Origin of the sequence: Mesorhizobium huakuii, assembly GCF_030160235.1 — a bacterium.
In the GTDB taxonomy this organism is placed as follows: domain Bacteria; phylum Pseudomonadota; class Alphaproteobacteria; order Rhizobiales; family Rhizobiaceae; genus Mesorhizobium; species Mesorhizobium huakuii.
In genome coordinates this window covers 37,512-57,968 of the sequence record NZ_BSNY01000037.1, presented here as the reverse complement: position 1 = coordinate 57,968, position 20,457 = coordinate 37,512, and the positions used below count along the sequence as shown (strand labels likewise).

The 20,457-nt window shown below is 62.8% G+C and carries 24 protein-coding genes; 13 read left to right on the top strand and 11 right to left on the bottom strand.

All coding sequences use genetic code 11. From position 1 onward, the window contains the following. Window positions 1-18: 18 nt before the first annotated feature. A complete protein-coding gene (locus QQK95_RS19785; RefSeq protein ID WP_284275765.1) occupies window positions 19-504 on the bottom strand; it encodes an SRPBCC family protein in 486 nt (161 codons plus the stop codon). A gap of 119 nt (window positions 505-623) precedes the next feature. Continuing rightward, window positions 624-872, bottom strand: a complete 249-nt coding sequence (locus QQK95_RS19780; protein WP_008875526.1) for a ParB N-terminal domain-containing protein — start codon at window positions 870-872, stop codon at window positions 624-626. 177 nt (window positions 873-1,049) lie between these two features. Between QQK95_RS19780 and QQK95_RS19775 the strand changes: the two genes are divergently transcribed. Continuing rightward, window positions 1,050-1,466, top strand: a complete 417-nt coding sequence (locus QQK95_RS19775) for an acyl-CoA thioesterase (RefSeq protein WP_284275761.1) — start codon at window positions 1,050-1,052, stop codon at window positions 1,464-1,466. Between the two features lie 15 nt (window positions 1,467-1,481). On the opposite strand, the gene QQK95_RS19770 is transcribed toward QQK95_RS19775, so the two are convergent. Next, complete coding sequence (locus QQK95_RS19770) at window positions 1,482-2,441, bottom strand: LysR family transcriptional regulator (RefSeq protein WP_284275759.1); 960 nt, start codon at window positions 2,439-2,441, stop codon at window positions 1,482-1,484. A gap of 138 nt (window positions 2,442-2,579) precedes the next feature. On the opposite strand from QQK95_RS19770, the gene QQK95_RS19765 reads away from it, so the two are divergent. The 10 genes from QQK95_RS19765 (at window position 2,580) to QQK95_RS19720 (ending at window position 11,553) form a co-directional block, all read left to right on the top strand. Continuing rightward, window positions 2,580-3,362 carry an ABC transporter substrate-binding protein gene (locus tag QQK95_RS19765; protein ID WP_284275757.1) on the top strand — a complete coding sequence of 261 codons (783 nt, stop codon included), beginning with the start codon at window positions 2,580-2,582 and terminating at the stop codon, window positions 3,360-3,362. Between the two features lie 67 nt (window positions 3,363-3,429). Next, window positions 3,430-4,077 carry an amino acid ABC transporter permease gene (locus QQK95_RS19760; RefSeq protein ID WP_284275755.1) on the top strand — a complete coding sequence of 216 codons (648 nt, stop codon included), beginning with the start codon at window positions 3,430-3,432 and terminating at the stop codon, window positions 4,075-4,077. A 12-nt stretch (window positions 4,078-4,089) separates the two neighbouring features. Continuing rightward, the gene (locus tag QQK95_RS19755) at window positions 4,090-4,749 is read left to right on the top strand and encodes an amino acid ABC transporter permease (RefSeq protein WP_284275753.1); all 660 of its coding nucleotides are present in this window, start codon (window positions 4,090-4,092) and stop codon (window positions 4,747-4,749) included. Continuing rightward, on the top strand, window positions 4,746-5,510 hold the full coding sequence (locus QQK95_RS19750) for an amino acid ABC transporter ATP-binding protein (RefSeq protein ID WP_284275751.1): 765 nt from the start codon (window positions 4,746-4,748) through the stop codon (window positions 5,508-5,510). Before QQK95_RS19755 ends, QQK95_RS19750 begins: the two co-directional genes overlap by 4 nt. Window positions 5,511-5,518: 8 nt before the next feature. Beyond that, entirely contained in the window at window positions 5,519-7,159 is a 1,641-nt protein-coding gene (locus QQK95_RS19745) for a N,N-dimethylformamidase beta subunit family domain-containing protein (RefSeq protein WP_284275749.1), read from the top strand. Between the two features lies 1 nt (window position 7,160). After that, window positions 7,161-8,546, top strand: a complete 1,386-nt coding sequence (locus tag QQK95_RS19740; RefSeq protein WP_284275747.1) for an aminotransferase family protein — start codon at window positions 7,161-7,163, stop codon at window positions 8,544-8,546. Window positions 8,547-8,550: 4 nt separating this feature from the next. Next, window positions 8,551-9,480, top strand: a complete 930-nt coding sequence (locus tag QQK95_RS19735; RefSeq protein ID WP_284275744.1) for a beta-keto acid cleavage family enzyme — start codon at window positions 8,551-8,553, stop codon at window positions 9,478-9,480. A gap of 19 nt (window positions 9,481-9,499) precedes the next feature. Further along, on the top strand, window positions 9,500-10,003 hold the full coding sequence (locus QQK95_RS19730) for a 2-thiouracil desulfurase family protein (protein ID WP_284275743.1): 504 nt from the start codon (window positions 9,500-9,502) through the stop codon (window positions 10,001-10,003). A 3-nt stretch (window positions 10,004-10,006) separates the two neighbouring features. Continuing rightward, the gene (locus QQK95_RS19725) at window positions 10,007-10,528 is read left to right on the top strand and encodes a GNAT family N-acetyltransferase (RefSeq protein ID WP_284275741.1); all 522 of its coding nucleotides are present in this window, start codon (window positions 10,007-10,009) and stop codon (window positions 10,526-10,528) included. Next, window positions 10,525-11,553, top strand: coding sequence for a histone deacetylase family protein (locus QQK95_RS19720; protein ID WP_284275739.1), 1,029 nt, complete (start codon window positions 10,525-10,527; stop codon window positions 11,551-11,553). Before QQK95_RS19725 ends, QQK95_RS19720 begins: the two co-directional genes overlap by 4 nt. Before the next feature lie 15 nt (window positions 11,554-11,568). On the opposite strand, the gene QQK95_RS19715 is transcribed toward QQK95_RS19720, so the two are convergent. From QQK95_RS19715 to QQK95_RS19705, 3 genes are all read right to left on the bottom strand, one after another. Further along, window positions 11,569-12,837 (bottom strand): cysteine desulfurase-like protein, encoded by a 1,269-nt coding sequence (locus QQK95_RS19715; RefSeq protein ID WP_284275737.1) that lies wholly within the window; start codon window positions 12,835-12,837, stop codon window positions 11,569-11,571. A 45-nt stretch (window positions 12,838-12,882) separates the two neighbouring features. Beyond that, on the bottom strand, window positions 12,883-13,950 hold the full coding sequence (locus QQK95_RS19710) for an aldo/keto reductase (protein WP_284275735.1): 1,068 nt from the start codon (window positions 13,948-13,950) through the stop codon (window positions 12,883-12,885). A gap of 113 nt (window positions 13,951-14,063) precedes the next feature. After that, window positions 14,064-14,600 carry a hypothetical protein gene (locus QQK95_RS19705; protein WP_284275734.1) on the bottom strand — a complete coding sequence of 179 codons (537 nt, stop codon included), beginning with the start codon at window positions 14,598-14,600 and terminating at the stop codon, window positions 14,064-14,066. 311 nt (window positions 14,601-14,911) lie between these two features. Here QQK95_RS19705 and QQK95_RS19700 point away from each other — a divergent pair, with 311 nt between their 5' ends. Further along, window positions 14,912-15,076: a hypothetical protein gene (locus QQK95_RS19700; RefSeq protein WP_080511763.1), complete on the top strand. Its 165-nt coding sequence runs from the start codon at window positions 14,912-14,914 to the stop codon at window positions 15,074-15,076. Between the two features lie 55 nt (window positions 15,077-15,131). Here the strand turns inward: QQK95_RS19700 and QQK95_RS19695 are convergent, their stop codons facing one another. Further along, entirely contained in the window at window positions 15,132-15,638 is a 507-nt protein-coding gene (locus QQK95_RS19695; protein ID WP_284275730.1) for a DUF1993 domain-containing protein, read from the bottom strand. 141 nt (window positions 15,639-15,779) lie between these two features. Here QQK95_RS19695 and QQK95_RS19690 point away from each other — a divergent pair, with 141 nt between their 5' ends. Then, window positions 15,780-16,832, top strand: a complete 1,053-nt coding sequence (locus QQK95_RS19690) for a DUF1176 domain-containing protein (RefSeq protein WP_284275727.1) — start codon at window positions 15,780-15,782, stop codon at window positions 16,830-16,832. A gap of 33 nt (window positions 16,833-16,865) precedes the next feature. Here QQK95_RS19690 and QQK95_RS19685 read toward each other — a convergent pair whose 3' ends face one another. From QQK95_RS19685 to QQK95_RS19670, 4 genes are read right to left on the bottom strand one after another with little or no spacing between them, the layout of a single operon-like run. Then, entirely contained in the window at window positions 16,866-17,765 is a 900-nt protein-coding gene (locus tag QQK95_RS19685; protein WP_284275725.1) for an alpha/beta hydrolase family protein, read from the bottom strand. Window positions 17,766-17,797: 32 nt separating this feature from the next. Next, window positions 17,798-19,408 carry a molybdopterin-binding/glycosyltransferase family 2 protein gene (locus tag QQK95_RS19680; protein WP_284275723.1) on the bottom strand — a complete coding sequence of 537 codons (1,611 nt, stop codon included), beginning with the start codon at window positions 19,406-19,408 and terminating at the stop codon, window positions 17,798-17,800. Beyond that, window positions 19,405-20,109 (bottom strand): XdhC family protein, encoded by a 705-nt coding sequence (locus QQK95_RS19675; RefSeq protein WP_284275720.1) that lies wholly within the window; start codon window positions 20,107-20,109, stop codon window positions 19,405-19,407. The genes QQK95_RS19680 and QQK95_RS19675 overlap by 4 nt, the downstream gene beginning before the upstream one ends. A gap of 6 nt (window positions 20,110-20,115) precedes the next feature. Beyond that, the gene (locus QQK95_RS19670; protein WP_284275717.1) at window positions 20,116-20,454 is read right to left on the bottom strand and encodes an XdhC family protein; all 339 of its coding nucleotides are present in this window, start codon (window positions 20,452-20,454) and stop codon (window positions 20,116-20,118) included. Window positions 20,455-20,457 lie beyond the last annotated feature (3 nt).

Sequence of the window (20,457 nt, the reverse complement as noted above, 5' to 3'; positions counted from 1 at the left end):
CGGCGGAGCTGTCCTGTATCAAAGCGTCCTGGCGAGGTCTTCGAGCTGGTCGGTGCACTGGCCCCAGCCCACGTGAAAACCCATCGCCTCGTGTCGTTCGCGGTCGGCAACACTCCAGTGGCGGACGCGCGCGATATAGCGTGTCCGGCCCTCGCCTTCATCCTCGAAGGTGAGCACGCCAGTCATGAACGGCTTTTCCGATGGCTCCCAAGCCTGTGTATAGGCATCGGTGAAAACAATCTTCTTGCCGGGAATGACTTCCAGGAAGACGCCCGGGTTGGGGAATTCATTGCCGTCCGGACCGGCCATGACGACAAGGCTCGATCCGCCGGTGCGGACATCCATCTCGGCGCGTGGCGTCGTCCACGGCTTCGGGGCGAACCACTGCGTCAAAAGCCGGGTGTCGGTCCAGCAGCGATAGACGTTCTCGCGCGGCGCATCGATGATGCGGGCGACAACCAGTTCGCGGTCATTGGCGGGGGCGATGTCGAGCTTGGTGGTCAAGGTGGTCTCCTCGGTTTGATCTGGCTTCCGTTCCAAGGACGAGCCGACAAAACACAACCCGACAAACCCGGTAAAAATTGCGGATACCGTTGCAGTGAGAACCGCGAACCGAGTGTGCGTCAATGGCGCTTGGCTTGCACCAGATAGGCGTCGATCTCGGTCTCGCCGAGCCACTTGGCCGCCTCCAGCCGATGCAGGCCCTCGACAAGGATATGGCGCTTGCCGTCGTGGCGGACCTGGATCGGGGTCTTCATGCCGTTCTCCAGAATATCCTCGGCCAGATGGCGGACGGTCTCTGGGTGCAATGTCTTCTTGCGCGCCGTCGGCACGTAGATGTCGTCGACCTTGACCTTCTGCACTCTGAGCATGCCGCCTCCAGTGGCGGAAACGCCGCCTCCCCTGAGATAGTCGGTTTGCTGGAGGCGGCCAAGGGCGCGGCTAACGAATACCAGGCCAAGTAACCGGTTTGCCTGTCATTGCGCATTTCGATATTGCGTGTGCGCGATCGCGGAAGGCGCGATCCGACGTGGCACGGAGCAATCCCCATGAGCAAATCCCTCGTCACTTTCGTTGGCGTCGCTCATCCCTGGATGTGCGATGTGATGGGACACATGAATGTGCGTCACTATGCGGCCATGTTCGACGATGCCAGCTTCCAGCTTCTCGGCCACATCGCCGGACAGGACGGCAGCCTGGCCCCGGCAACCGGATGGGCAGATGTGCGCACCGAGATCGACTATCGCCATGAAACGAAGGCTGGTTCGCTCCTGACCATCCGCTCGCATGTGGCGAAGATCGGCCGGACGTCCATCACCTTCGAACAGGTGATGTCAGGGTCTCTCGACGGCATCGTCCATGCATCGAGCCGGACGACCAGCGTACGCTTCGACCTTGTCGCGCGTGCCTCGGTGGCGCTTGATGAATCGATGCGCGGACGTGCGGCTGCCTACCTCGTCGAATAGGCCAGCTTCAGGTGATCAGCCATTGTAGATGCGCTCCTCGAACGGCGTTTCGGCGATCAGCGCCTGCATCCCTGACAGCAGCGCCTTCTCGGCGCGATTCATCGCCTTGTCGGGATTGGTGAGCAGGAAAATATCGATGGCCGGCGGCGCGTCGTAGGGAGGCAGCCGCCAAAGCGTCCCATCGGCCATATCGCGCCGCGCCACATGCAATGGCAGCGGACCGATACCGAGGCCGGCGACGATCATGCGCCGCACCTCCTCCAGGCTCGAGGACACACCGACGACATCGGCGTTCAGCCGAGCCTCGCTGCGCAGCAGCGCGACTGGCCGCAGCGCGTCCGATATATGGTCGGTTTGGAAGGATACCGAGGGCTCGCCGCGCAGATCCGCCAGGGTCAGTCCGGTTTTTCCGTAGAGCCTGTGCTGAGGACCGCAGAAGAAGCCGAAGAACTCGCGATAAACCATCGCGTATTCCAGCGCCGGATCGCGCTGGCTGACCAGGCAGATGCCGAAGGAGGCCCGGCGCTCCTTCACCTGTTTGGCCACTTCGGTACTTGCGGCGACCGAGATGGTGATGCTGGCGCGCGGGTAGTTGCGGTGGAACTCCGAAAGCGCCTGATCAAACAGCGGCGAAACGACATGGCTGGCAGTGGCGATCATGACATGGCCGGTGACATCGTCGCTGATGCCCCGCATCAGTTGCGGCAGCTGCGATATGGTGCCGAACACCTCGATGCTCTGCTCATAGAGGAGCCGCCCGACCTCGGTCAGTTCGAAGCGTGTCGCATCGCGTTCGACCAGTCGCCGACCAACCCGGTCTTCCAGCCGGCGCAACGCATTGCTGACGCTTGGCTGCTTGAGGGTGAGCCGCTCGGCGGCCCGCGTGATGCTCTTCACCTCGGCGATGACAACGAATGTCCGCAGAAGGTTCCAGTCCAAATCCCAGACCAGCCGTTCGGGGCGAGGCAAAGCCATTTCTGATATCTATGCTCCCTATTCCCATTATCTATTTGCGCAATGCATGCGCAAAGGCAATCATTGAGTTCAGGAGAGCGTTCCCACGCCTCCCAAGAACAAGACTTCGCGCTCCATCCAGAGGAACAAGGACACCAGATGAATAGAGTATTTTGCGGTATCGCGGTCGCGGCCCTGCTGCTCGCATCGACCTTCACGACCGTTTCGGCCAGAGCCGACGACCTCGAGAAAATCAAGGCGGCTGGCGAACTGAAGATCTCCATGAGCGGGCAGTATCCACCCTTCAACTTCGTCAACGACCAGAACGAGGTTGTCGGCTTCGACGCGGATATCGGCAAGGCCATCGCCGAGCGCATCGGCGTCAAGGGCACCATCATCACCACGGCCTGGGACGGTATCATCGCCGGCCTGCTGGCCAACAAATATGATACCGTCGTCGGCTCGATGACGATCACGCCGGAGCGCGAAAAGGTGGTCGATTTCGTCGGGCCGTACTACCACGCCGGCCGTGCGGTCTTCGTCAACGAGGACTCCAAGGTACAGAGTCTTGACGACCTCAAGGGCAAGACCCTTGGCGTGACGCTGGGCGAAACCCATGAGAAATGGGCGCGCGAGCATGGCGGCTGGAACATCCGCACCTACAAGGGCCTGCCGGAACTTCTGCTTGAACTGAAGTCCGGCCGCGTCGACGCCATCGTCGTCGACAACATTCCGGTCATGGTCGCCGTCAAGGAAACGGGAGAGAAGGTCCGCAAGCTCGACACACCGAACATTGAAGGTGGCAGCGTCGCCATCGGCATCGCCATTCGTAAGGACAATCCGCAGTTGAAGGCTGCCATGCAGAAGGCGCTCGACGATATGCTCGCCGACGGCACCTACAAGAAGATCTCCATGCAGTGGGTGGGCACCGACATCCGCTGACCTGCATGGGTTTCGCAGCGGCTAAGGCCGCGATGAAGCCCGACCACTCCTCCTACCGGGCTATTCCATGGATTTCTCCTTGATGCAGCGCGTCTTCCCGTTCTTCGTGGAAGCCGCGTTGGTGACGATAGAGATTACGATGCTGGCCCTGATCCTGGGCCTTGTGGTCGCGGCGCTTGCCGCGGCCGCCAAGATGTCGAAATCGGCAATCCTGCAGGCGATAGGTACACTCTATGTCAGCCTCTTTCGCGGCACGCCTTGCCTGATCCAGCTCTTTGTCCTCTATTTCGGCGGGCCGCAGGTCGGCATCAATCTGGACCCGTTCGCGGCTGGTGTGATCGGGCTAGGACTCAATATCGGCGCCTATATGGCGGAATCGATCCGCGGCGCGCTGATCGCCGTGGACAGGGGCCAGACCGAGGCTGCCCGCACCATCGGTTTCAGCCGTTTCCAGACCTTGCGAAAGGTCGTGATGCCGCAGGCCGCGCGGCTGATGATCCGGCCGCTCGGCGTCAATACGATTGCACTGCTGAAGGGGTCCGCGCTGGTGTCCACCATCTCCGTCGTCGAACTGACCTACACCGCCCAGCGCTTCATCGGCTCGACCTACAAGCCGTTCGAGATCTTTGGCGTCGCTGCCCTGCTCTACATGATCATCGTCTACGCCATCGCCAGCGCCGTCGATTTTCTCGACAAGCGCTTTGCAATCGTCTGATCGGATAGCGCGATGCAAGGTCTCGATTTCAGCGTCGTCGTGCCCTACTGGGATCTCTTGTTGACTGGCGCCTGGTGGACTGCGCTGCTCACGGTCTCTGCAGGCGCGCTCAGCTTCGTCTTTGGTATTCTCTTCGCGGTCACGGTTCTCTACGCGCCGGTAGTCGTCGCCTATCCCGTGCGCGCCTTCATGTGGGTGTTCATGGGCACGCCGCTGCTGCTGCAGCTGTTCCTGATCTATTTCGGCCTGGTACAAATCGGCATCGACATTCCTGCCCTCGCCGCCGGCATCATCGGGCTTGGCCTGCATTTCGCCGTCTACAATGCGGACGTCATCCGCGCCGGAATCGTGGCGGTCGATGTCGGCCAGACGGAAGGCGCACGCAGCATCGGGTTCGGCAAGTTGCAGACGCTGCGCTATGTCGTGATACCGCAGGCAATCCGCAACACGGCTCCGCCAATCGGAAGCAACCTGATCGCGCTACTGAAGGAATCCTCGATTGTCTCCGTCATCGGCATCGCGGAACTCGTCCATTCGGCGCAGCTGGCGATCAGCGAAACCTTCCGCCCTTTCGAGTTCTACATCACGGCGGCGGCGCTCTACTACATTCTCAACCTGGTGCTCGAAGCAGGTCTGCGTCGGTTCGAACGCAATGTGGAGGTTTCCCGATGAGCTTGCGGCAGCCAATGGTCGAGGTTCGCGGCGCGCGCAAATCCTTTGGCGCCGTCGAGGTCCTGAAAGGCATAGATTTGTCGGTCGAGCGGGGGCAGATCGTGGCGATCATCGGGCCGAGCGGCTCGGGCAAGAGCACGCTGCTGCGCTCGATCAATCATCTTGAAAACTTGAACGGTGGCGAAGTCTGGCTCGATGGCCTGCAGGTCAACCAGCCGCTTCGCGGCCAAGCTTTCGAACGGCACATCAACAAGGTGCGCCAGCAGATGGGCATGGTGTTCCAGCACTTCAATCTGTTCCCGCACCTGACAGTGATCCAGAACATCACGATGGGGCCGGTGATCCTGAGAGGCATGGCGAAAGCCGAGGCCAGGGGCTTGGCGCGTGGGCTGTTGTCCAAGGTCGGGCTCGCCGACAAGATCGACACCTATCCCTCCCGGCTTTCGGGCGGCCAGAAGCAGCGCGTGGCGATTGCACGTGCGCTGGCCATGCAACCTAAGGTGATGCTGTTCGATGAGGCCACTTCGGCGCTCGATCCCGAACGGGTGGACGAGGTCAACGCGGTGATGAAACAGCTTGCCGCCGAACACATGACCATGCTCATCGTAACACATGAGATGCGCTTTGCCGGTGAAGTCGCCGACAGGGTGCTGTTCATGGATGGCGGCGTGGTGGTGGAAGAAGGTCCGCCAGGCGACATGTTCCGCGCGCCGCAGAAGGAGCGCACCCGCAGTTTCCTCAAGAAGTATCTTTCCGCCTGAGTACGATGATGAGCAGACTACCTACGGAATTCCCCGATTTCGGGCTGACGCCGGAGCAGCGTCGCCACGCGGTGCGCGGCCATTACTATGAATGGCCAGGCATGGATGGCGAGCGCGGCGAAATCTGGTGCTACTCGGATCGTTTTTCCTACCGCGCCGGCGAGATGGTGACGCTGCATGTCAGCTCCACAGCGTCGGCGTTCAGCATGACGATTGCCCGCGACGGCGGCAGCGAGACTAGAATGTTCGAGAAATTGGGCGTTGCATCGCGCTGGCAAGACAGTCCGGACCAGTGCTCGGCTGAAGGCTGCGGCTGGGAGGCTTCGTTCGAATTCCGTGTCGGCAGCGACTGGCCGTCCGGCGCCTATCGGATAACGCTGATTGCCGATGGTCGGGATGGCAAGCCGATCCACAGCCACCATCTTTTCATTGTCTCCCCGCAGCCAGGCAAGAAGCCCGGCCGTGTGCTGCAGGTTGCGGCGACTGGCACCTGGCTTGCCTACAACACATGGGGCGGCTCCAACCATTATCAGGGCATCACCGGGCCGGACCGCGATCAATATTCACCCATCGTGTCGACGCAGCGCCCCTGGTGCCGCGGCTTCGTCATGCTGCCCAGGGATGCGCCGCGCGTGCCGCTGGAGGTCGCCGTGCCACCGAAGACGGTGCCGCGTTATCCGCATATGGAGTGGGCGCTGGCCACCGGTCATTCGAAGAAATACGCCTCGTCCGGCTGGGCGAGCTACGACAGCCACTTCTTCCGCTTCGCGGAGCGGGCCGGCTATGCCGTCGATCTCGTGAGCCAGCACGATCTGCATTTTTCGCCCGACATTCTCAGCGGCTACGACTGTGCCGTCTTCGTCGGCCACGACGAATACTGGACCTGGGAAATGCGCGATGCGGTCGACAGCTACGTCGAGCGCGGCGGCCATGCGGCGCGCTTTGCCGGCAATTTCATGTGGCAAACGCGGCTGGAAGACGAGGGTCGCCGGCAGGTCTGCTACAAGTACCGCGCCCGCGCCGAGGATCCGGCCTATCGCGGTGGCGACGTGACCCGCGCCACCAACTCCTGGGAGGCGCCGGAAATCGGCCGGCCGGGCTCTGCGACCTTCGGGCTCAACGCCACGCGCGGCGTCTATGCCGGCTGGGGCGGCTGCGCGCCGCGTGGCGTGCGTGGTTTTCCGGTCTACCGGCCGGAACACTGGGCCTTCGCGGGCACCGGCATCTATTATGGCGATCTGCTCGGTGCCGACAGCCATGTCTATGGCTACGAGGTCGACGGGCTCGACTTCGAGATCCGTGGCGGCCTGCCCTATCCCACAGCGGCCAGCGGCGCGCCGGACGGGCTGCAAGTGCTGGCGGTCGGCATGGCGAGCCAGGTCGAGGAAAGCGCCGATATCCCGATCGAGGACCAGTTCCTCACCGACGAGGATGGCCGCTTCACCGCCGAGACTTTGTTCGGAGATGCGAGCGACGCCAATCTTGAAAAAGTCAAACGCGGCAACGGCATGATCGTCAATTTCCCGCGCGGCAAAGGCGAGGTGTTCCACGCTGGAAGCTGCGAATGGGTCGCCGGCCTGCTAAGACGAGACCCGATGGTCGAACGCGTCACCCAAAATGTCCTTGATCGCTACCTTGGAAAGTCCTGACATGTCGAAGACCCAGACCGCCGCTCCAGATACCGAGGCCCGGCGTCAATCGCATCTGTTCTACCTTTCCAGCCTGCGCCGGCCGCTGATCGATCGCGCCGAGGGCATCTATATGTGGACGCAGGACGGCCGCCGGTTCATCGACGGATCGAGCGGGCCGATGGTCGCCAATATCGGCCATTCCAACCGCAATGTGCTGGACGCCATGAAGCGGCAGATGGACCGCGCCACCTTCGCCTATCGGCTGCATTTCGAGAATGAGCCAGCGGAAGAACTGGCGCGTGAACTCGCGGCCAAGCTGCCGGAAGGCATGGATCGCATCTTCTTCGTCTCGGGCGGCTCGGAAGCGACGGAATCCTGCATCAAGCTGGCGCGGCAATGGGCTGTCGCCACCGGCCAGGCCAGCCGTTGGAAGGTGATCACGCGCTTCCCCTCCTATCATGGCGGTACGCTGGGTTCGCTCTCCATCACCGGCGACGACGCTCTGGCCGAGACCTTCACGCCAATGATGCGGGTGATGCCGACCGTGCCGGCACCGACCGCCTGGCGCGACCGCGACAATCTTTCGATGGAGCAGCGCGGCGTCCGCTATGCCGACATGCTGGAAGAGAAGATCCTGGCCGAGGGCCCGGAGAGCGTCGTCGCCTTCATCATGGAGCCTATCGGTGGTGCGGCGACCGCCGCGCTGGTGGCGCCGGACAGCTACTATCCGCGCATTCGCGAAATCTGCGACCGCTACGGCATCCTGCTCATCCATGACGAAGTGATGTGCGGCGCCGGCCGCACCGGTAAATTCCTCGGCGGCGATCACTGGAGCTGCAAGCCGGATATCGTCGCGCTGTCGAAGGGGCTGGGTTCGGGTTATGCCCCGCTCGGCGCACTGGCGGCTCCAATGCGGCTGGTACAGCCGCTGCTCGCCTCCGGCGGCTTCCAGCATGGCCATACCTATGCCGGCAATCCGCTCGCTTGTGCCGCCGGCCTTGCCGTGCTCGGCGAGATGGACCGGCTCGACCTGATCGCCAACGCGGCGGCCATGGGCGACGTGCTGATGAACGGACTGAGGGAGTTGGCAAAGCGCTTCCCGTTCATCGCCGACGTGCGCGGCAAGGGCCTGCTGACCGGCGCCGAAATGGTTGCCGATCCAGAAACGCTGCGGCCGATCGACCAGAGCAAGAAGGCGACGCAGCGTCTGCTCGACCTCACCTACGAGCGTGGGCTGATCATCTATGGCCGGAAGGTCAAGGGCGGTGTCGACGGCGACAATTTCATGGTCGCGCCGCCGATGATCGTCACCAGCGAGCAGCTCGGCGAGATCATCTCCATCATTGGTGACTCGCTGGAGGTCCTGGCATCAGAGCTCGACCTGCCGGTCGAAGGCCGGGGGTAAGGGAATGGCGCCGCGAAAAGTCATCATCACCTGCGCCGTCACCGGCTCGGTGCACACGCCGTCCATGTCGCCCTATCTGCCGGTGACGCCGGACCAGATCGCGGCGGATGCCATCGCTGCCGCGGAAGCCGGCGCGTCGATCCTGCATCTGCACGCCCGCGACCCCAAAGACGGCCGGCCGACCGCCGATCCTGACGTCTTCATGCAGTTCTTGCCGCGCATCAAGCAGGCGACCGATGCGGTGATCAACATCACCACTGGCGGGTCGTCGCTGATGACGCTGGACCAGCGGCTGGCAGCCCCATTGCGGGCGGAGCCCGAAATGTGCTCGCTCAATATGGGCTCGATGAATTTTGCGCTGTTCCCGATGCTCGACAAGCCACGCGAATGGCAGCACGAATGGGAGCCGAAGCTGCTCGAAGCTACCCGCGACACGATCTTCAAGAACACCTTCGCCGATATGGAAGGCGTGCTTGAAAGGTTGGGCAAGGGCTGCGGCACGCGCTTCGAATTCGAATGCTACGATGTCGGCCATCTCTATTCGCTGGCGCATTTCCGCGACCGCGGCCTGGTGTCGGGGCCGCTGTTCATCCAGTTCGTGCTGGGCATTCTGGGCGGCATCGGCGCCGATCCGGACAATCTCATCCATATGAAGCGCATCGCCGACAAATTGTTCGGCGACAGCTACCAGTTCTCGGTGCTGGCCGCCGGCCGCCAACAGATGCCGCTGATCTCGATCGCCGCGGCTATGGGCGGCAATGTTCGTGTCGGGCTGGAAGACAGCCTCTACGACGGCCGCCAGCTGGCGAAATCCAATGCCGACCAGGTGCGCCGCATCCGTGGCATTCTCGACGGCCTGTCGCTGGAAGTTGCCACGCCGGCCGAAGCGCGTGAGATGCTGGCGCTGAAGGGCGGCGACCGGGTGGCTTTCTAGAAGCAAGGAAGGAGCCGATATGGAAAGGGTTCTCGTCTCCGCCTGCCTGCTCGGCAGCCATGTCCGCTACAACGGCTCGTACCGGCTGAACGGCCATCCCGTGCTGACACGCTGGCAGGCGGAAGGACGGGTCGTGCAAATCTGTCCAGAGGTCGCCGCAGGCTTCTCCACGCCGCGTCCTGCAGCAGAAATTCACGGCACAGCCGACGCTGTGCTTCACGGCCAGGGTCAAGTGATCGAGCAGACGGGGAGCGATGTGACCGCACTTTATCTCGAAGCCGGGCAGCTTGCGCTCGAACTCGCCCAGGAAACAGGATGTCGCTATGCGGTTCTTACCGACGGAAGTCCATCCTGCGGCAGCAGCTTCGTCTTCGACGGCAGTTTTTCAGGCAAGCGCGTAGCCGGTCGCGGCACGACCGCCGCTCTATTGGAAGCCAACGGCATTCGCGTCTTCTCGGAAGACAATATCGGCGACCTTGATGATCTCCTGAACAAGCCCGGTTCAACTGAGGCCACGGCCTGATCCATGGCAAATGAGATCCAGACCGCGACCAGCGATACCGTCATCCGTCCCGGGCGGATCGAGGACGCCGAGACCATCCACGCCGCGCTTCTCAAACTCGGCACCCATATCGGCGCGCATCAGGAGATCACCTCCACACCAGAAGATCTCCGCCGCTACGGCTTTGGTGAAAAGCCCGCCTTCTCCACCCTGATCGCCGAAGTGGGCGGCGAATTCGCTGGCCTGTGCCTGCATTTCCCGATCTTCTCGACCTGGATGGGGCGGCCCGGCGTCTATGTTCAGGACCTCTATGTCGAGGACCGGTTCCGTGGCCGCAAGATCGGCGAGCGGCTGTTGCGGCGTGTTGCTGCGGAATGCCGCAAGGAAGGCGGCGTCTATCTCAGGCTGTCGGTCGACACCGACAATGAGGGCGCCAAGGCCTTCTACGAAAGGCTGGGCATCGCCTGGTCGAGTTACGAACAGACGCAGAAGATCATCGGCGAGGCGTTCTTTGCTTTCGCCGACGCGCCGGAGGAGCAGGAATGAAGGCCTTTTATGCCGAAGAGCAGAAACGCCACGACCCAAAGGCCTTTCTTTCCAGTGGCGCGGCGCAGCCCAATCCGGAGAAGCCCGAGCGCGTCGAAAGATTGTTAGCCGGCGCGAAATCCGCCGGCTGCGCGATCGAACGGCCGCGCAATCACGGGCTCGGCCCGGTCTCGGCGGTGCACACGCCCGAATATCTCGACTTCCTCGAACATATTTTTGAGCGCTGGCAGCGCATCGAGGGCGCCTCGGCGGAAGTGATCCCCAACATCCATCCGATCGCGCGCAACGGCTCCTATCCGGCCTCGGCCGTTGGCCAGGCCGGCTACCATATGGCCGACACCGCTTGCCCGATCTCGGGCGAAACCTGGCAAAGCGCGCTGTGGAGCGCGTGGAGCGCCGTCGAAGCCGCCGAAACGGTGATGGCAGGCGCGCCGGCCGCCTATACACTGTGCCGCCCGCCCGGCCACCATGCCTTTGCCGATGTCGCCGGCGGCTTCTGCTTCATCAACAATTCGGCGGTTGCGGCGCAGGTGCTGCGCAAGCAGGCGGCGCGGGTGGCGATCCTTGATGTCGACCTGCACCACGGCAACGGCACGCAAGGCATCTTCTATGCCCGGCCCGACGTGCTCACCGTCTCGCTGCATGCCGACCCGGTGCGGTTCTACCCGTTCTTCTGGGGCCATGCCGACGAGCGCGGCGAAGGGCCGGGCCTTGGCTATAATTTCAACCTGCCGCTGCCGCGCAAATCCGCCGACGCGGCGTTTCTGGAAGCGCTCGAGGTGGCGTTCCAGCGTATCCGCGCCTTTTCGCCGGATGCGCTGGTTGTGGCGCTCGGCCTAGACGCCTTCGAAGGCGATCCGTTCGGCGGGCTTTCAGTGACGACGCCCGGCTTCTCCCGCATTGGCGAGGCGATTGCCGGGCTCGGCCTGCCCAGCGTCATCGTCCAGGAGGGCGGCTATCTCTGCGATGCGCTTGGCGACAACCTAACCGCCTTCCTCACCGGCTTCGGCAGCAAGGTGCGGTGACGGCTTCTCCTGGCGTCAGGACCGCTGCTGCCTGAGCATGGCGATGATCCGGTGCACGCTCTCGAGCGTCTCGTCGATCTCAGCCGCCGTGTTGTAATGCGCGATGCCGATGCGCACGACGCCCTGCTCGGCCGGAATGCCGAGCTGGTGGACGATCTCCCAGGCATAGTTGTGACCGGACCACAGGAAGATGTTCTCGGCGTTCATCTGTCGCACGATCGTCTCCGGCACGATGCCGTCAACGGTGAAGGAGACAGTCGGCACGCGATCGCCGAGCCGTTTCGGATCGGTGATGCCGTGGATGGTCAGGCCTGAAATGTCGGACAGGCCGTCGATCAGCCTTTGCGCCAGCGGGTTTTCATAGGCGATGCAGGTTTCGAATGCCTTGGCGATCTTCTGCCTGCGCGAACCACTCTCGCCCCCTGCCGCACCCAGCTGGGCAAAATAGTCGACCGCCGCCGTGAGGCCGGCCATCAACTCGATCTGCGGCGTGCCAAGCTCGAACCGCTCCGGCAGGCCATCGGACGAACAGCGGCATTTGTAGGGTTTCAGGCCATCGATGATTTCACGCCGCCCCCACAATATGCCCATATGCGGACCGAAGAATTTATAGGCCGAGCAGATCAGGAAATCGCAGCCGAGCACCTGCACGTCTATCAGGCCATGCGGCGCGAACTGCACGGCGTCGACATAGACCAGGGCGCCGGCCTGTTTTGCGATGGCGGTCAGGGCTTTGACCCGGTTGATCGAGCCGGTCAGGTTCGAGGCATAATTCAACGCGACCAGCCGTGTCTTGTCGGACAGCAGGCCTGACAGCGCCGCCTCTTCGACCTGCCAGCTCATTTCATCGAATGGCAGCCAGCGCACCACGAGGCCAAGATCCTCGGCCAGTTGCAGCCAGGGCGACACATTGCCCTCATGGTCCATGCGGGTGAGGATGAGCTCGTCACCGGGCTTCAGCGTGCGGCCGAGCGTGCGCGACATGTGATACGTCAGCGTCGTCATATTGGCGCCGATGATGATTTCCTCGGGGCTCGCCGCGCCGAGAAAATCGGCCATCGCATGATGCGCCTCGTCGACGACAGATTGAGCGGCGATCGTCGTTTCGAAAAAGCCACCGAGATTGGCGTTGGTGGTGAGCAGGCAGCGCGACACGGCATCGGCGACGGCCTGCGGCACCTGCGTGCCGGCGGGATTGTCGAGATAGATGCGACGGCGCCCCTTGTCGGTCAGGGAAAGCGCTGGAAATTGTCCACGCACGGCCTCGATCGAAAAACCCACCATTCTCTCCACCCCTTTGTTATTCCATGATCATTCTATCCCCGCCGATCAGGGACAGGGATTACCGACCCGCTGGTGGATCGCGTCCACCGCCTTCTGCATCTCCTCGGTCCAGACCACATCTACCGAAGACAATGCCATTTCGAGCTGCGGAATGGTCGTCGCGCCAATGATGTTGGATGTAACGAAGGGCCGGCTCGACACATAGGCATTGGCAAACAGCGCCGGCTCCATGCCGAAGGAGCGCGCCAGTTCATTGTATTCGAGCAGCACTTCGGCTGCATTCGGCGTCTCGTAGCGCTGGCCGCGATTGAACAATTGCGAACGCGAGCCCTGCGGTCGGGCGCCATGGTCGTATTTGCCGGTCAGGTATCCCTGCGCCAGCGGCGAATAGGGCAGCAACGACACCTGTTCGCGCTCGCAGACCTCGGCAAGATTCACCTCGAAGGTGCGGTTGACGAGATTGTAGGCGTTCTGGATCGACGCAACGCGCGGGCCGATCCCTTTGTCGGCCTCGGCGAGAAACCGCATGACGCCCCAGGAACTTTCGTTCGAGAGGCCGAAATGGCGGATCTTTCCCGCCTTCACCAGCTCATCAAAGACGCCAAGCGTCTCGGCGATCGGCGTTTCGTTGGCCGGTGCGCCATCGGCATCGGGCCGGCGCGCCACGGCGCCGATACGCGTCGGGTTGGCACCCCAGGGGATATCCCGTTCCGGCCAGTGGATCTGGTAGAGATCGAGATAGTCCGTGCCGAGCTTGGCCAGGGATTTGTCGACGGCGTCAAAAATATCGGCGCGCACCAATTGCGATGGCCTGTCGCCGCGAAACCAGGTGTTGGCGGTTCGGCCGACGACCTTGGAGGCAAGGATCACCTTGTCGCGATTGCCCTTGGCCTTCATCCAGCTGCCGATGATCTTTTCCGTCCGCCCCTGCGTCTCCGCCTTTGGCGGGATCGAGTAGAGCTCGGCGGTGTCGATGAAATTGACGCCGCGCGAAAAAGCCAGATCCATCTGCGCGTGGCCTTCGGCCTCGGTGTTCTGCTGGCCCCAGGTCATGGAACCAAGGCAGATCTGGGTCACAAGGAGATCGGTCCGACCAAGACGGCGTTTGTGCATGGAATTCTGCTCCGGGGGAAGTCTGCGCGGGAGGGAGCCTGCATGTATAGGGAAAGCCATGGCGCTCTCCAAGCCTCGCCAGGCCGACTTTTGCGTGAACCAGCGGCGTTTGGCTAGCGGCGAGCACCGGCCACGGCGCGGCGCTTGGCCTCGTCGATCAGCATGTTGGCCACCTGCATGCGGATCATGGCGCGCTGGCGCAGATGCGGGGCGACGCGATCAGGATGGTTGCTGAAAGCAAAGCTGCGGCGCATACGCCCGAAATCGGCGACGCTTTTGGGCTGGCTCAGTCCCAGTTCGGCCGCGATCGATTCCGGATCGATCGGCGGCAGTTTTTCCTCAGGCTTCGGATCCTCGGCAGCCAGCGCCAGCTTGGCGTGCTCGAGCAAGGCGGCGAATTCGCTCGCCAGATCGGCACCGGCCTCGCGATATTCGGCTGCGGATACCTTGATGCGGCCGGAATGGAGCTCATCGGCGACCGAGAGATAATCGAACGGAATGGACGGACGCGCGCCGGCCTCGTCGCCCTCGATACCGTCGCCCTTGTGGGAGGCAACGAAGAGGTCGTCGAGCAGCGAAGCGAAATCACGCTTGGCGCTGGTAGCGATGTCAGCCTCCCCCTTTGCCTGTCCGTCAGGTCTCCAGACCATAGAACCGGCTCGTTAAAAATACATGCCACCGATCTTAATGAATTTAGGCATCCGAGGATGGTGACCAGTCCTCAAAGCAAAAAGCCGGACTGCGTTTTCACGCAGTCCGGAAATTCGCCAGGAGTGGCGAGGAAAACTGGCCATGAGCCAGCGTCGAAGCCTACGGTTCGTGCGGCGCGGAAGTTTCAATGGGCAGCCAAAAAATTCTAGGAAATTTATCCGGACATAGCAGGCATGCAAATGCTGCACTGCACAATTGTCACGATTCACCTATATTGGCGGCCGTGGAGGACCAACCAGGAGCCTGATTCATGGGTTTCTTCACGGAAATGTTCGCCCGCCCGCGCCCGCAGGAACATCTGCGATACCGCGCAGCGCTCGCCCTGCTTCATTCGATGAGCAATGCCGACCGTGCCGATATCGGCATCAAGCCCGCCGATTTTCCGCGCGTCGCCCGCGAAATGTCCATTCGCTAGATGCGCCTCGCGAGATGTCCCGGACGGATCCGGGACATCTCGCAATGCCTGGCTCTTAACGCGATCCCAGGAATGTCGCCTTGCCGAGCGGCACGCCGTTGTGGCGAAGGATGTCGTAAGCGGTGGTGAGGTGGAAATAGAAATTGGGCATGGCCACATGCAGCAGATACTGCATGCCGCCCAACGTCTGTTCGCGTCCGCCGAGTTTCAGTTCGATCACCTTGTCGTCCGAGCCGTCGATATCGGCTGCCGAGAACGTCGCCAGAAGCGCGAGCGTCTTGGCGATCCGCGCCTCGAGTTCGGCAAAGCTTGCTTCATTGTCCTCGTATCTCGGCACCTCTCGACCGGCTAGCCGCGACGGCGCGCCCTTGGCGTGGTCGGTGGCGATCTGCACCTGCCGGGTCAAAGCGAACATGTCGGGTGCAAGCCGCGCCGTCAAAAACACCTGCGGGTCGATCTTGCGGTCAAGCGCATTCTGTTCGGCTGCCGCCAGCACATTGGAAAGTGCTTTCAGCCTGGCTGAAAACACCGGCACGGATGCCTCATACATCGATATCGTCACGTCAGATCTCCTGTCCGGTCGGAACGCCGGCGCAGGGGAGGTAGCGCCTGCGCACACGATTCTTCAAGCGCCGTGGGCTCCGCGTCACCACGCCGCCGCAATCGCCGTGGTAGAATTTCCGTTATCGAGCGGAGATTCCCGATGAGACGCGCCCTTCTCGCAGCGACTGCCCTTCTCTCCCTTGCCATGTCCGGCCAAGCGGTGCCGGCCGCAGAAGATACACCCGAAGCACCCTATGTCGACGACCGATCGAGCGCCGAGGCGGTCATCCGCTCGCTCTACAGCGCCATTAACCGGCACGAATTCGCCCGCGCCTGGGGGTATTACGGCGACACAAAGCCGGCTAAGGATTTCGACAGTTTCGTCAAGGGCTATGACGGTACCGACAAGGTCGAGGTCGCGACCGGTGCCATTTCGGACGAGGGCGCCGCCGGCAGCATCTTCTACAACGTCCCGGTGGCCATCCGTGCGACGGACAAGAGCGGCGGCGAAAAGGTCTTTGCCGGCTGTTACACGCTGCGCCAGGTGAATGCGCAGATCCAGGCCGCGCCGCCCTTCGATCCGATCCATATCGAAAAAGGCGCGTTGAAACCTTCAACGGCGGATTTCGAGGCGGCGCTGCCGCCAAGCTGCGGCGACGGTCCGCCGCCGCCGAAGAAGGATACGGCCCTGGAACAAGCCAAGAAAGCCTTCCTGGCGACCTATGGCGACCAGTGCGACAAGCAGTTCCTGGGTAATGAGCCGGAGGTCTTCTCGATCAAGTACAAGGACAAGGATGCGCAGCCCGGCGATCCCGACAAGGAAACGCGGCTGTTTCATTTCTCCTGTGTGGCCGCCGCCTACAATGAAAACTCGGTCTACTATGTGACGGATGAAGTGGACGGCGTGCGGCAATTGCAGTTCGCCGAACCGGAGACCGATATCCGCTACCAGAACAACGATAGTGACGGTAAACTGTTGAGCGTGACGGTGATCGGCTTCCGGACCACGGGATGGGCCACCAATTCCGATTATGACCCGAACGCCCATACGATCACCACTTTCGACAAATGGCGCGGCGTCGGCGATGCCTCCGACTCCGGCACATATTTGTTCCGAAACGGTGATTTTTCGCTGATCCAGTATGACGTCGACGCGTCGTATGATGGCGAAGAAAATCCGCAGACGATTGTCGACTACAACACCGCACCTTGAAGCGCGATGCGCTTCCAGCTTTTGTCTTGTTGATCAAGGCGCCTTCGACAGCATCCAGTTCAGCGTGCCGCGCCAGTCGACCATGCGGATCGGCGTGCCATGCGTGCCGGTCTCGAAGCGCACGAACCGGGTCGGATAGGGATAGGCCTTCGACCTGGCGATGATGGAGCGGAAGAAGGCTTCCTGGTTCGCCACGGGAAACACCACGTCATGGCTGCCCTGGCCGAAGAAGACCGGAACATGACGCCTGAAGGCGGGACTGGCGAGAAAACTCTCGTCCCACAAAGACCCGAGCAGCAGCAGCCCGTTGATGCGCCGGCCGGTATCGTTGCGGGCGGCAAGCTTCCAGCACAGCGCGCCGCCCATCGAGCCGCAGGCGACGAAGATTTTCGCGCCCGGCGACTGTTCGGCGTAATGATCGATCAAGGCCGCGACCTGTGCGGCGCCCTTATCGCCGAAATCGGGGAAATCCGGTGAGAGATAAAGCCCGCCATTGCCGGCCATCAGGTTCTTGAGCCGGTTGAAATTGCCGCCAAAAGTGAAGTCGTCGATGCCCTGCTTGCGACTGCCGCCCTGGCCGTGCAGATAGAGCACGATGAGGGCGGCACCTTGCGTCTTGCCGACGGCGATGTGCCTGACATCGCCGGCGTCCGTCTTCAGCATCAGGTCCTGCTGCGCCTTGCGCACGCCGGTGTCGGTGTATTGCGGATGCACGCGCTTTTCCGGCACTTCGTCGCGCTGGTTGATATCGCGCATCTCGCGGTAGTCGATGACGGTATAAGCGCCGCCGTCGCCGGTCGACAATGTCGCCGGATAGGCGAAGAGATCGTCCTTGAAGGGTTTCAGTTCGAGCGCATCGGCCCGGCCGGCAAGGCAAAGAACAAATAATGCTGCCAGAAAGGCGCGACGTGGGGAAAGAAAACGAAAAGCCATACCGCAGGCTTGCTTAATTCGGCCCGGGTTTGTCAATCCTGCAGCACGCCCCCGGCGCCTTCGAGCGCCTCGCGGGTGTCGACATCGACAGACGCGCCCTCGCCGATCTCGACATCGATGACGTCGAGCCCCTCGGCCTCGACCAGATGGCGTGCGCCGGTATCGCCTTCGAGATGAGCGATGGCCGGGAACAGTGCGCGCGGCAGGAGCACCGGGTTGCCGCGCTTGCCCTGATGCGAGGCGCGGACCACGGAATTGCCTCCGGCCCTACGGAAGGCATCGATCAGCCGGTCGAGATCGCCTGACACAACGCCCGGCATATCTCCCAGGACGATCATCGCGCCGGCGCTGTCTTCGGGCAGATAGGCAATGCCGGCCTTCAGTGAGGTCGACAGGCCATCTGCAAAATCGGGATTGTCAGCGAAGGTGACATCCAGCCCCGCCAGGGCCGCGCGCACGCGTTCGCGCTGATGGCCGGTGACGACGATCGTGCCCGACGCCTTCGAGGCGAGCGCGCGCTCGGCCGTGCGGCGCACCAGCGGCTTGCCGTCGAACAGCGCCATGAGCTTGTTCGGTCCGCCCATGCGGCTCGACCGGCCAGCCGCCAGAAGCACGATCGCGACCTTGAGCCGGCTCCTGGCCGGCAGCGGTTCGCGCGGCTGCGGTCGCGTCGGGATTTCCATCAGCAGCCCGCCGACCCCCATGCCGGCGATATCCTTCGCGGTGACGTCGAGGCCGGCAACCAGACGGTCGAGCACCCAGTCGAAACCGTTTTCCTTGGGACTGCGGGCGCAGCCGGGCGCGCCGATGATGCGCTTGCCGCCGAGTGTACCCAGCACCAGCAGATTGCCGGGATCGACAGGCATGCCCGCGCGGACAACTGTTCCGCCGGCCCTCTCGATCGCTGCCGGCACCACATCGGCAAAATCGCTCATCGCCGAGGCGCCGAAGATCACCACCAGGTCATTGTCGCGCGCCAGCGAGGCGGCGGCCTCCGCCAAGGGCGCGATCTCATGCGGCGTGCGGCGCTCCGCCGTCAACCTCCCGCCCGAACGCGCCAGCCGCGCTTCGGTGACGCGCAGCGTCTTGTCGAGCACACTGGGCTTGATGCCCGGCAGGACCGTCTGGATGACGCCAACGCGCACCGGCCGATAAGCATTGACGGCAAAGATCTCGCCGCCGGCGCAGATTCCCATCACGGTGTCGACCAAGGTGGAGGCGACCGCGAAGGGGATGATCTTCACCGTCGCCACCATCTGACCTTTTTCGACCGGAGCATGCTGCGCCAGCGTGGCAATGGTGATGGCGGGATCGACGGCGTTGATGGCGTCGATCATCCCAGCATCGACCGTGAAGATGCCTGATGCCTTGGCATGGAGATTGACCCGGCCGGTGGCCGCCGGCCTCACCTCGATGCCGCTGAACCTCATGCCCTCGGCAATTCTTTGCGCCGCGGCGTCCTCGCCGAGATCATCGGGGGAGAGCACGGCCGCAACGACCTGCACGATGCCTGCCTGCTTGAGTGTGGAAATGTCTTCGGCGCTCAGCCGGTGCGCCTTGCGAAAGCGCTTTTCGCCTGCGGTGGTGGCGTTTGCCAGCACCGCGCCTTCAGCCTCTTCAATCGCGATCGGACCGAATTTCACGCCACTGCGCCCTTTGCATCGAGGCCGCGCGAGCGGAAGGCGTGGATGGTCTGCGCGAGAACCGCAACAGCGATCTCGGCGGGGCTGGCCGCACCGATGTCGAGCCCGATCGGCGCATGGATGCGGGCGATCTGGTCGGCGCTCGCGCCCAGCGCCAACAGGCGCTCGACACGCTTGGCGTGCGTCTTGCGGCTGCCAAGCGCACCGACATAGAAGCAGTTGGCGTCGAGTGCCGCCTTCAGCGCGAAATCGTCGATCTTCGGGTCATGGGTGACGGCGGCAAGTGCGGTGTAGCTATCGAGCGGCTGGCGCTTCAGCACATCTTCCGGCCACTCGGCATGCAACGTGACATCGGGGAAGCGGTCGGGGGTGGCAAAAGCCGTGCGCGGGTCGATGATCTCGACGGGATAGCCGGCGATTTTCGCCATCGGCGCCAGCGCCTGGCTGATATGGACCGCGCCGATCACCAACAATCGCGGTTGCGGCAGATGCGCGTTGAGAAAGAAGGTTCGCCCTTCTGCCTCGACCGAACCGGAATTGCCCGATCGAAACGCCCTGGCGATCGCCGCACCAAGATCGCCGGCGACCTGGTCGCCCTCGCGCACGATGCGGTCACGGCCATCACCGAGATCGGTGACGAGGATCGCCGCGCGGCGGGCGCGGCGCTCGGCATTCAAGGTTTTCAGGGCGTATGGATCCATCTGAGATCAGCCCAACCGCTCGACATACACCTTGATGCGGCCGCCGCAGGACAGGCCGACCTGCCAGGCGGTTTCGTCAGCGACGCCGAATTCAAGCATTCTGGCTTTGCCTGAGTCGATCACGTCGATCGCCTCGCTCACCACCGCCCCTTCGACGCAGCCGCCCGAGACCGAGCCGTGGAAATTGCCTTCGGCGTCGATGACCAAATGGCTGCCGACAGGCCTCGGCGCCGAGCCCCAGGTCTCGACCACGGTGGCAATGGCGACATCCTTGCCATCCTTCATCCAACCTTCCGCGATGATCAGCGGATCGCGGGCCTCATCGAGATAAAGACTGTCGTTCATCGT